This window comes from Zobellella denitrificans, assembly GCF_002237365.1.
In the GTDB taxonomy this organism is placed as follows: domain Bacteria; phylum Pseudomonadota; class Gammaproteobacteria; order Enterobacterales; family Aeromonadaceae; genus Oceanimonas; species Oceanimonas denitrificans.
In genome coordinates this window covers 21,249-32,635 of record NZ_NMUO01000008.1, presented here as the reverse complement: position 1 = coordinate 32,635, position 11,387 = coordinate 21,249, and the positions used below count along the sequence as shown (strand labels likewise).

Annotated in this window: 9 protein-coding genes and 1 riboswitch; of the genes, 7 read left to right on the top strand and 2 right to left on the bottom strand. The window is 55.2% G+C overall.

Features of this window, described 5'->3' with window-relative positions:
- The first annotated feature begins 741 nt into the window (after positions 1 to 741).
- The 7 genes from CGX12_RS03270 to CGX12_RS03240 all read left to right on the top strand — a co-directional run bounded on the left by CGX12_RS03270 (position 742) and on the right by CGX12_RS03240 (position 9,265).
- Positions 742 to 1,392, top strand: a complete 651-nt coding sequence (locus CGX12_RS03270) for a DUF2291 family protein (protein ID WP_094038470.1) — start codon at positions 742 to 744, stop codon at positions 1,390 to 1,392.
- Positions 1,389 to 2,948, top strand: coding sequence for a sugar ABC transporter ATP-binding protein (locus CGX12_RS03265; protein WP_094038469.1), 1,560 nt, complete (start codon positions 1,389 to 1,391; stop codon positions 2,946 to 2,948). Before CGX12_RS03270 ends, CGX12_RS03265 begins: the two co-directional genes overlap by 4 nt.
- A gap of 54 nt (positions 2,949 to 3,002) precedes the next feature.
- On the top strand, positions 3,003 to 4,031 hold the full coding sequence (locus CGX12_RS03260; protein WP_094038468.1) for an ABC transporter permease: 1,029 nt from the start codon (positions 3,003 to 3,005) through the stop codon (positions 4,029 to 4,031).
- Between the two features lie 96 nt (positions 4,032 to 4,127).
- Complete coding sequence (locus CGX12_RS03255) at positions 4,128 to 5,075, top strand: D-ribose ABC transporter substrate-binding protein (RefSeq protein ID WP_094038467.1); 948 nt, start codon at positions 4,128 to 4,130, stop codon at positions 5,073 to 5,075.
- Positions 5,076 to 5,172: 97 nt separating this feature from the next.
- Positions 5,173 to 6,039 (top strand): DeoR/GlpR family DNA-binding transcription regulator, encoded by an 867-nt coding sequence (locus tag CGX12_RS03250; protein ID WP_094038509.1) that lies wholly within the window; start codon positions 5,173 to 5,175, stop codon positions 6,037 to 6,039.
- Position 6,040: 1 nt separating this feature from the next.
- Positions 6,041 to 7,555: an FGGY-family carbohydrate kinase gene (locus CGX12_RS03245; RefSeq protein WP_094038466.1), complete on the top strand. Its 1,515-nt coding sequence runs from the start codon at positions 6,041 to 6,043 to the stop codon at positions 7,553 to 7,555.
- Between the two features lie 21 nt (positions 7,556 to 7,576).
- Positions 7,577 to 9,265 (top strand): glycerol-3-phosphate dehydrogenase/oxidase, encoded by a 1,689-nt coding sequence (locus CGX12_RS03240; protein ID WP_094038465.1) that lies wholly within the window; start codon positions 7,577 to 7,579, stop codon positions 9,263 to 9,265.
- A 51-nt stretch (positions 9,266 to 9,316) separates the two neighbouring features.
- Here CGX12_RS03240 and mtnC read toward each other — a convergent pair whose 3' ends face one another.
- Positions 9,317 to 10,063, bottom strand: coding sequence for an acireductone synthase (gene mtnC, locus CGX12_RS03235; RefSeq protein WP_217898111.1), 747 nt, complete (start codon positions 10,061 to 10,063; stop codon positions 9,317 to 9,319).
- A gap of 233 nt (positions 10,064 to 10,296) precedes the next feature.
- Complete coding sequence (gene ribB / locus CGX12_RS03230) at positions 10,297 to 10,965, bottom strand: 3,4-dihydroxy-2-butanone-4-phosphate synthase (protein ID WP_094038464.1); 669 nt, start codon at positions 10,963 to 10,965, stop codon at positions 10,297 to 10,299.
- Positions 10,966 to 11,092: 127 nt separating this feature from the next.
- Positions 11,093 to 11,250: riboswitch (FMN riboswitch) on the bottom strand.
- Between the last annotated feature and the right edge of the window lie 137 nt (positions 11,251 to 11,387).

Below are 11,387 nucleotides of genomic sequence, written 5' to 3'. Positions count from 1 at the left end.
TCCGGAGAATGCTCTCACAGAGATAACACAGAGACTGAAATTTTTTCACATGTGTGTAAATTATTTCCACTAACCCATCTACTGTCAACCCAAAGTTTCCCCCCTCGTCCCCCTCAGCTCGTCGCTTGCTCCGGCACCACCATCGACAACCGACTAGCCTATGACCACCAGAACGACTCGTGAGAAACGATCAAAAATAAACATAACAAATTGTTTTTTAATTAATTTATTAAATATAACAAGCATGACCTAGAGCACCATACGACCAGCTACTGGCTATAGAAATGCCAGGGCCAGAAAAGTTGACTGAGCTCACACGGCTAAAACAACAGTGATATTTTTATCCATCAATGTAAAAAATTTCATTGACAGCCAATGTGATTTATCCGACTGTAAACGGAGAATTTCACGTTAACTTAACACTTGGTACACATTGCAAGGATGCTGCGCGGACTAGGTTTGCTCGTCGAAAATCACAGACAAACAGCATGCTTGAGCTTGGAACGAGACAAATAGCAATGATCCAGACGAGTTCAATATCCGTAGTACAAAGTTCACCGCTACACCCAGGGCGCACTCAAGGTGAGTGCAGAAATCTGCACATGCATCGCCCCGCGTCTATTCATTCCTGTTCACCTCTGCCCAAGCTGAGGCGTCCTCATCGGGCAGCAGTTGGCCAACACATCATTCGTTCTTGTCAGGCAGAGAGTTCCTCATGCCTGTGTCAGATGGGTACTCAATATGCAAACTGAATTGTCTCAACGCTTAGCGTCCCAATCCCGTCGCCGCTTGTTCGCAGGAGCAGCCGTTGCAGCCGTCCTCGTTTCGGCCATGGCTCTGGACACCAAGGTGATCGTTTTAGGCTCGGATCAAGACATCCGCCAGCAAGCCTTCTCGCCCGATGCCTATGGTCAGCAAGAGTTTCCGCGGATCCGACATCACATTCTCGAGAATGCCGTCGATGCCAGGGTGCTGTGGGAGGATATCCAGCTCGACAAGGCTGCGGCTGGCCAGAAGTATGGTGTCAGCGCCGGTGCCGGCTCGGTGATTCCCGTCTCCTTCAGCGGCACAGTAGGCAGCGGTAATGCAGGCATTTATTACGTGGATGTGGAAGGCATGCCCGACGGTCAGAAAATACGGATTCAGACAGGACCCGCCATTCACGGAACGGACATCCGTGACGCCACAGGCACTATCGAGTTCGGTCAATTCAAGAACCAGATCGAATATCAGGACGTAGGGGCTGCCCTGAACAGGGCGATGAAAGACGAAGTCCTGGCGTCCATCGACACCTCATCACTGACCGGCAAAACAGTTGAGGTGACAGGTGTGTTCAAGTTGATCAACACAAATAACTGGCTGGTTACTCCAGTAAGGCTGGAAGTCAAATGAGTATTAATGCAAGTGATGTAAGGGAAATCCCTCGCGAGCGCCCGGATAAGACAGAGGTAGTGCTGGCTGCACGTCACATTGCCAAGTCCTACGGCAATACCCATGCGTTGAAGGGGGTAAACTTCGATATTCATCGCGGTCAGGTGACTACGCTCTTCGGAGAGAACGGAGCAGGGAAGTCCACGCTGATGAAGATCCTGTCGGGCGTTGTGACGCCGACATCCGGTGACATCCTGCTGGACGGAGAGGCGGTGGCCTTTTCATCCTCCTCCGAAGCTCAGGAGCGGGGTATTTCCATCATTCATCAGGAGCTAAGCCTGGCCCCCAACCTCAATGTCCGCGACAACATTTTCATGGGCCGAGAGATAATGACAGCCTCGGGTATCGATTACGCGGAGGAAGAGCGACTGACGCGGCAGTTGATGAAAGAGCTGGAAGAGGATATTGACCCCCTCACGCCCGTGGAGGAACTACGCCTGGGACAGCAGCAGATCGTTGAGATTGCGCGCGCCCTGTCGGTTAACTCTCGCGTATTGATCATGGACGAACCCACCTCAGCCCTGAGCGCGTCCGAAGTTGAGGTGCTGTTCAAGGTGATTCGCGACCTGACCAGCCGCGGTGTTTCCATCGTGTACATATCCCATCACCTCGAAGAGGCATTGCAGATTACCGATCATGCTGTCGTGCTGCGCGATGGCACCATGACCGCCTACGCCCAGCGGAAGGATATCGATCTGGAGTGGATCGTCCGCCATATGGTCGGCGAAAACTTCGATCTGGGATCCCCTCCGAGCGGTTATGAGATGGGAGAAAATGCTCTGACGATCAAGGGCCTGAGCGTTACCAGCGAAAGTGGCGGCTACAACCTGGTCGATAACTTGTCCCTGAATGTACGTGCCGGTGAGATTGTCTGTATCTATGGTCTGATGGGGGCAGGAAGAACCGAACTCATGGAATGCATCGGCGGGCGGCTCAAAGCCTCCTCCGGCCAGGTACTGCTGCATGGTCAGGAAGTCTCCGGTCTTTCGATCGGACAGCGTATTCAAGCAGGCCTGGTTCTGGTGCCCGAAGACCGTCAGCGCGACGGTTTGGTACAGACCATGAGTGTCGGGCAGAACCTCTCACTGGCCAGTATCGGCGCCTTTACCCGCCGGCTCGTAACATCGCTGAAAGATGAGCAACGGATCATCGACACCATGATCCGTGATATTACCGTCAAGACTGCCGGCGGTGAGGCGGAGATAGGTTCCCTCTCCGGCGGAAATCAACAGAAAGTGGTCATTGGCAAGATGCTGGCCACTCATCCCAGCGTGGTGCTGCTGGACGAGCCCAGCCGAGGTATCGATATCGGGGCCAAAGCCGAGGTATTCAAGTTATTGGCGGAACGAGCCAAATCCGGACTCGCTGTCATTTATTCCACCTCAGAGGTCGGAGAATGCCTAAGCATCGCACACCGCATCATCGTGATGCATCGCGGTCGCATAGCTGCTGAGTTTGGTCCATCCGTGACTAAAGAAGAGATCATGGCGGCTTCCGGTGAATCGGTAGTCCACTAATACATTCTGACATGCGAGGTATAAAAAATGACAGCTACTATTGGAAGTCAAGCAATGTATAAGACAGAGAGTAAGACCGGAAAAAGTCTGAATATCGGCCGTCTGCTACTCGAAGGACGAGCATACTTCGCTCTTATTGCAATCATCATCGTTTTTTCTTTAATGTCACCGAACTACTTAACGGTGAATAACCTGCTCATCATGTCTTCGCACGTGGCTATATTCGGGCTGCTCGCAATCGGCATGCTGCTGGTCATTCTCAACGGTGGTATCGATCTGTCCGTAGGCTCTACCCTTGGTCTTTCCGGTGTGTTTGCCGGTTATCTGATGCAAGGAGTACAGGTTGATGCCATGGGGGTTATTCTCTATCCGCCGGTCTGGGTTGTCGCATTACTCACCTGTATGTTGGGCGCCGCCATCGGCATCATAAATGGTGTTCTGATCGCTCATTTCCGCGTTCCCCCTTTCGTCGCCACATTAGGCACGCTTTATGTCGCCAGAGGTGCTGCTTTGCTGATGACCGATGGCCTGACTTTCAATAAACTCGCAGGCGCGGAAGAGCTCGGTAATACCGGTTTTGACTGGCTTGGTTTCAACCGACTGGCCGGCATTCCCATCAGTGTGATTATCATGGTGGCAGTCGCCATTCTCTGCGGGATAATGCTCAGTCGTACCGCCTTCGGCCGCTGGCTCTATGCTTCTGGCGGCAACGAGCGCGCAGCCGAGCTGTCTGGTATCCCCACCAAGCGCGTCAAGATTGTCGTGTATATGTTGTCCGGCATCTGTGCAGCCATAGCAGGTCTGGTGCTGTCGTCACAGCTGACCTCGGCAGGTCCTACCGCCGGTACCACTTACGAACTGACAGCGATTGCGGCTGTCGTCATTGGCGGAGCAGCCTTGACCGGCGGACGCGGTAACGTCCGCGGCACCCTGCTTGGCGCATTTGTTATCGGTTTCCTGTCTGACGGTCTCGTGATCATCGGTGTTTCTGCTTACTGGCAGACCGTATTCACGGGAGCAGTCATTGTCCTTGCTGTTCTGCTGAATAGCTTGCAGTACAAACGCAAAGGTAAAAGCAGCTGACATAAAAACTGATTCATACCCTGTGCGGCTCGCCGGATCGGGTAAGGAAAACCCGCCGAGTCTCGGCAATCGAAAAACCAAAATGGAGTTTACAGCATGTTGAAATACACTAAACGTCTTCTGGCAGTTTCGGCTGCAACCCTGTCGCTAATGACCACCTCGGCCTGGGCGGATGGACTTATTTCAATCATCGTCAATGATCCTTCCAACCCTTATTGGCGCACCGAGGGAGAAGTCGCTAAACAAACTGCAGAAAGCCTGGGCTACCAAGCCACAGTTGCTGCACACCGGGGGGATACCAACGCTGAGAGCAACTTGATTGATACTGCAATTACCAACAAGTCCAAAGCGATCATTCTTGACCCGGCCAATGCGGACGGCTCTATCGGTGCCGTACGCAAAGCCCATAGCGCGGGTATTCCCGTCTTCTTGATCAACGCTGAGATCAACGAAGAAGGGCTGGCCAAAGCCCAGTTGGTATCGAACAATGCACAGGGGGCAGAACTCGGTGCCATGCAATGGGTCGAGAGCATGGGTGATACCGGAAAATATGTAGAGCTGCTCGGGGCTCCATCCGATAACAACTCGCACACACGTTCAAACGGCTACGTTACGGTTCTTAGCCAATATCCCGATCTGGTCCGGGTTGCCGGCGACATCGCCAACTGGGATCGCACCCAGGGCTATACCAAAATGCAGTCGATGCTGCAGGCCAACCCCAATATCACCGGCGTCATCAGCGGTAATGACGAAATGGCGCTGGGTGCCATCGCAGCCCTTAAAGAAGCGGGCAAGCTGTCTCAGGTCAAGGTTGGCGGCTTCGACGGCTCCCCTGATGCAATTGATGCTATCAGGGCGGGAGAGCTGGAATACACCGTCCTGCAGCCTGTCGCAGTGTTTGCCGAAGCCGCCGTACGCCAAGCCGACAACTACCTGCGTACCGGCAGTACTGGCGTCGATAGAGAGAAGCAACTGTTCGATTGTGTCATCGTCACGGCCGACAACGTCGACAAATACACCTCCCCCTTCGTTCTTACCCAGTGATCCGACCTGAAGGTGCCCTGTGGGCACCTTCCTTTTTTGCTGCTTCAGCAACTGTTTCAGCATTCCCGGTCTGGATCAAGTTATGCGGAATATAGCAATGACCAGAAAAAAAAATGCCCCCGCACTCGATCTCATTTTCAATGACGTCATCCCCTCCGATAGCCGTCAGGCCAGGCAGCTTACGCGTCGACAACTGATTGTAGAGGCAGTGATCCAGGAAGGTTCAGTGCGTATTGAAGATCTCGTTGAGCGTTTCGGTATCAGCCTGATGACCATTCACCGGGATCTGGATGAATTAGAAGAACGGGGCTTGCTGCGCAAGGGACGAGGCATCGTTTCAGCAACACCCACCAGCTTGGTCGAAGCCAGCGACCTTTATCGCTCCTCCCGGCAACTGAGAGAAAAGCAAGCCATTGCCAAGGCAGCCGTTGAAAGCATAGAGCCTGGCCAATCACTGTTTCTCGACGATTCGACCACTGTGTTTCAGATGGCACGCTTGCTCCCCGGCAAGGCTCCCCTGACCGTGATAACCAACTCGTTGTCGCTGATTAACGAAATGAAAGACAGCAGCGACATCAACCTGATTAGCCTGGGAGGACAATACCAGAGCTGGTGCAACGCTTTTCTCGGTCAGATTACCCGTCACGAAATATCCATGCTCAGTGCCGACCTGTGTTTCGTTTCCATGTCGGCCATCGTCAACGGCCAGATCTTCCATCAGTCTCCCGAAATGGTTGAGACCAAGAAGGCCATGTATGACTCTGCCAGCCGGCGCATTCTGCTGGCCGATCACACCAAATTCGAAAAAAGAGCGCTGTACCGCTATTTGGCGTTGGCTGACTTCGACTTAGTAATCGTTGATGAACTGACCCCTGAAAGTGAGATAGACAAGATACGAAACCAGGGCATAGAGGTCCGCATCGCCAAACTGGGCTCTTTACACTCTGTTCACAACGGGGAGTGACATGAAATATATCCTAGGAGTAGACAGCGGGCTGACCGTCACCAAGGCAGCGGTTTTCGATAGCAACGGCCGCACAGTGGCAGTATCCAGGCGGCGATTACCACAGTTGCTGCCGCAACCCCACCGGGTCGAGCGGGATATGCACATGCTGTGGCAACAAACCGCAGAGGTTATCAAGGAAGCCATTCATCACAGCGGATGCCGGCCATCGGATATAGCCGTGGTCTCGGTAACAGCACATGGGGACGGAGTTTATCTGCTCGACCATCAGCAAAATCCTCTTGGCCCCGGCATACTCTCTCTCGATACCCGCGCTCACCCGATCGTTTGCGAATGGCGAGAGCAGGGCCTGGACAGGGATGCAATAACGCTCTCCGGCCAGGTCCCTCACCCATCGGCGCCTTCCGCCTTACTGAGCTGGATACAGCGGCACCAGCCGGAGCGCTACAAGAAGATAGGCACCATACTGAGTTGCAAGGACTGGTTGCGCTATTGCCTGAGCGGTTCGCTGGGCACAGACATGACCGAAGCCAGCACATCGTTTACAGCCGTCGAAACCCAACAATACGACGGCGCTATCCTGCAGCTCTATGGCCTTGACTCACTCTATTCAGCACTTCCTGAGATGGCCCCGTCGGCCCAGATCGTCGGAGCGGTCACAGCAAAAGCCGCCGGGCAAACCGGATTGCTTGAGGGTACACCGGTTGCCGCTGGCCTCCACGATGTGACGGCATCGGCCTTGGGCATTGGGGGACATAGTCTGCACAATGCCACTATCGTGGCCGGAACCTATTCCATCAACGAGGTCCTCGCCGATCAACCCAAGCTGGACCCAGGCTGGTTCTGCCGTAATTCTATCGAGCCCGGACTCTGGCACTGTATGTCGATCTCGCCCGCCTCGGCCACCAACTACGACTGGTTTATAGATACCTTTTTCGCATCGGAACGAGAAGTATCCGTCTCTATTCACCAACGCCTGAACGACGAATTGACAACGGCGATGCAAGCGCCCAGCGCCACTCTATTCCACCCTTATCTTTTCGGATCACCATTTGGTGGCAACAGCAGTGGGGGTTTCTTGGGCGTTCATGGCTGGCATGACCGAGGCACACTACTGAAGGCAGTAATCGAGGGGATAGTGTTCAACCACCGCTGGCACGTGGAAAAGCTCCAGGGCAGCTTTCCAATCCAGCATATTCATCTCACGGGTGGAATCTCGAGAAACACCAATATTGCCCAGATGTTTGCCGACATATTGGGTCTGCCTGTCGATGTGAGTACGACGGAGGAACCCGCTGCCTGGGGGGCTGCCCTCTGTGGTGGCGCAGCAACCGGCCTGTTCGAAAGCGCTTTTTGCGATCCCAGGGAGCTCAGCACTCTCAAGCATACCTATCAGCCTCGAACCGAACGCACCGAGTTCTTCGATGCTCGCTACCGAATTTTCTGTCAGGCAGCGGAGCAACTACAGCCAATCTGGGATGCGCTGGCGTCGCACCCCATGCCACAGGGACTTTGAACCAGGAGCAGATAAATCAAGATGCAAGCAACTTCACCCTCTATATCAGAGCCTTGTGCACCGACTCCGGTCGATGTACTGATTATCGGCGCCGGGATAAATGGAGCAGGCCTGTTCCGAGACCTCTGTGAGCAGGGCATCACAGCGATGCTGGTCGACAAGGGCGATTACGGCTCCGGCACCAGCGCTGCGCCCTCACGACTGATCCATGGGGGCATTAAATACCTGGAAACAGCCGAGTTGCGACTGGTCGCCCAATCGGCACTAGAGCGCAACCTGCTGCTTAAAAACGCACCGCATCAGGTGCATCCCCTGAAGACGACGATTCCCATCTTTTCCTGGTTCAAGGGAACAACGGCGGCACTGCGTACCCTGTTTGGCAGCACCTCGGCCCCCCGGAGTCGGGGCGCCGTGCTCGTCAAGATCGGACTCAGGCTTTATGACTATTTTGGCGCCCAGAATCGGGTCATGCCCAGACACCGGATGCTTTCCAAAAAACGGGCTTTGAGCATATTGCCCAACCTGACGAATCGCATCGTCGCGGCCGGCGCCTATTACGATGCGAAAGTCAACTACCCCGAACGGTTGGTGCTGGAGCTGGTGCAGGATGGACTCGGTGCCAATCCCAAAGCTCGGGCCTTGAACTATACCCGGGTACTCGGTCAGACATCGGGTATCGTCGAATTGCAAGGCGATAGCGGCCAGCGCTACCGTGTGCAGCCGAAAATCGTGGTCAACGCGGCCGGTCCCTGGATTGACAAGGTGAATCAGTCTCTTGGCGTCCAAAGCACGCTCATAGGCGGTACCAAGGGCTCACACGTTATAATTGACCATCCTGAGCTGGCGCAACAACTGAAGGATCAGATGATCTACTTCGAAGCCGATGACGGTCGTATCTGCCTGATCTTCGAATACCTGGGGCGACTGATCCTCGGCTCCTCCGATATCCCCCATGACGATCCCGACCAAGTAGGCTGTACCGAAGCCGAACTGCAATACTTTCTCGACAGCGTGCGCGCCCTTCTACCCGGAACCCAGATCACTCAAGAGCAGATCGTCTATGCCTATTCCGGAATACGACCTTTGCCCCGCTCCCAAGCCAGGGAGCCTGGATTAATCAGTCGTGATCACTCAGCTCCTCGCATCGACGCCACTCCGGAGCGGCCCTTCTCAATACGGTCATTGGTCGGTGGCAAATGGACCACTTTCCGGGGCTTTGCCGAAGAGGTAGCCGATACGCTTCTTGAAGAGCTGAAACATCCTCGCAAGTGCTCGACCCGGCAACTCAGCATCGGCGGAGGAGCCGGCTACCCTGGACCCCATGAGCGCCATGACTGGATCAGAGCACTCGCCGACAACACCGGCCTGACCGAAGTACGTATCCAACAACTGCTGGAGCGTTACGGCACCAGGGCAGCAGCGATAGCACAACAAGAAAGCACAACGAACCGGAAAGAAAAGCTGGAGTCGGGTACCACATACAGTCCGGCCGAGCTCGACTGGATAGCGCGTAACGAACAGGTCGTGCACCTGGATGATCTGCTCATTCGCCGGACAGCGCTTGCAGTACGCGGCGATCTCGATATTGCAGGAATAGAGGAAATATCCGCTATTGTGGCAGCGGCACTGGGGTGGCCGGAATCAGTGAGACTGGACGAGGTAAAAAAAAGCATTGAGCTTCTGCGAACAAAGCATCAAGTGAAACTCTGATTGTTGAATCTGTGGCTGCTCCGCCCGACAAAGGGAGCAGCCACCTTCCTATTAAAATTCGAATACGGCATCCAGCTCATCAAAACTGCTGACTGACGGGTGTCTGTCAGCGTTATCCGGACTGTCACCGCGGATCAACAGGCAGGTCTGCATGCCTGCCTCTGCAGCCGCATCCAACTCCTGAACAACGTCCGATAGAAAGAGGACTGCGCCGGCTTCACAAGCTATCGACTCGATAATGTGGCGATAGGCGACCGGTTCACGTTTTGCGCCTATTTCGGTATCGAAATAGCCGCTCAGAAACGGCGTCATGTCTCCCTCAACGGTATGTCCGAAGATGCCAATCTGTGCGTCAACAGACCCCGACGAGAAAACATAGACAGGAATACCGTTCTCGTACCAGCCTTTTATGTGCGTATAGGCATCGGCATATACATGGCTGGTAAACAGCTTTTCCTCGAAGGCCTGCTTCCAGACTTTCCCCTGCAACGCCTTTAGCGGTGTAGCTTTGACATCCTGTTCTACCCACTGCAGCAACGTCCCGATGACGACATCCGGCTCCGTTGAACCAACCTCCTGTTCTACCTGCGCCAAGTAGGGCCTGATCTCGGGATCGGTCCAGTGTGCCTTTACAAATGCAGGCAGGTGCTCCTTCGAATAGGGGAAAAGCACCTGATGGACAAACTCGATATTGCTCGTTGTACCTTCTATATCAGTCACGACCGCTCTAATCTTCATCATCTGCCCCTTACAGTGTTTATTACTCTGGTTGAAAGCCGCCGCCGCGACCGTTTTCATTCCCAGCCATGCAGCAGCATAGTCAGTTCCTCAGCTTGGCGAACTTTTCGACCACGAGCCCAAACCCCGAAATAGCATTAAACATCAACGGCAAACTCAGGAAACGCATTATGCCAAGGCCGAGATCTCGCCAGGTCTGAGGCCCTAACCCCACCATCGGGTCGCCGATACATTCTGGCAACAAGCCGCCCACCCTTGGTGAGCGGCCTCGAATTTTACGCCGGCCCCCTTATTCAGCCGGCCTCGGCCAGCAGTTCGCTGCGGTATTGGACGATGTCCTCGATGGTCAGCACCGGCATGTCGTGCCGCTTGCCGAAGGCCACGATTTCCGGCAACCGGGCCATGGAGCCGTCCTCGTTGGTCAGCTCGCACAGCACCCCGGCGGGCTTGAGCCCCGCCAGTTTCATCAGATCCACGGTGCCTTCGGTGTGGCCGCGCCGGCTCAATACTCCGCCAGGCTGGGCCTTGAGGGGGAAGATATGGCCGGGACGGGCCAGGTCGGCGGCCCGGGCGCCGTCGGCGATGGCGGTCCTGACCGTGGTCACCCGGTCGGCGGCGGACACGCCGGTGCTCACCCCTTCCTTGGCCTCGATGCTGACGGTAAAGGCGGTCTGGTTCTTGCTGGAGTTATCGACCACCATGGGCGGCAGCTCCAGCCGGCGGGCCAGCTCGTCGGTGATGCACAGGCAGACGATGCCGCTGCACTCGCGGATCATCAGCGCCATCTGCGCAGAAGTCAGGCTCTCGGCCGCATAGATGAGATCCCCTTCGTTTTCCCGGTCTTCATCATCCACCACCAGCACGCCCTGCCCGGCTCGCAGGGCGAGCAGGGCGCGTTCCACGCGCTCGATGGGGGTACCGAATTCGGCCAAAAGAGAAGGACTTTGAACAAACTGATTCATGGTAAAAGCTCCTGTTGCTACCAGAATCAGGGCATGGGAACAGTGGCTTTCCGCCAGGGAAAGCCTTTCAGGATACCGGCAAAACGACGATGCGACACCGCCGCCCTGGGGCAGCGGAGGCCGGCTCCCTTATCCTCTTCCATCCGGACTATCACCGTCGGCTCTGGCGTCTCACCAGATCTGCTGACCCCGGCCACAGGCCGGGCGCTCGCGGGCTCGTTGCCACCCATGGGGCTGCTGCAACATACCGCCGGTGGGGACTTTCACCCCGCCCTGAGAATAAGTAAATAAAATAAAACACCGCATTGGCGGCACGGCATTGTACGACACCGGTGCCCAAGTTTTAAACCAATATTGCACCCAGCCTATGGCTGTGCAGCCCCGGCCATGCGGACAACGGGCACGCCTTGCGGCAGGCCCCG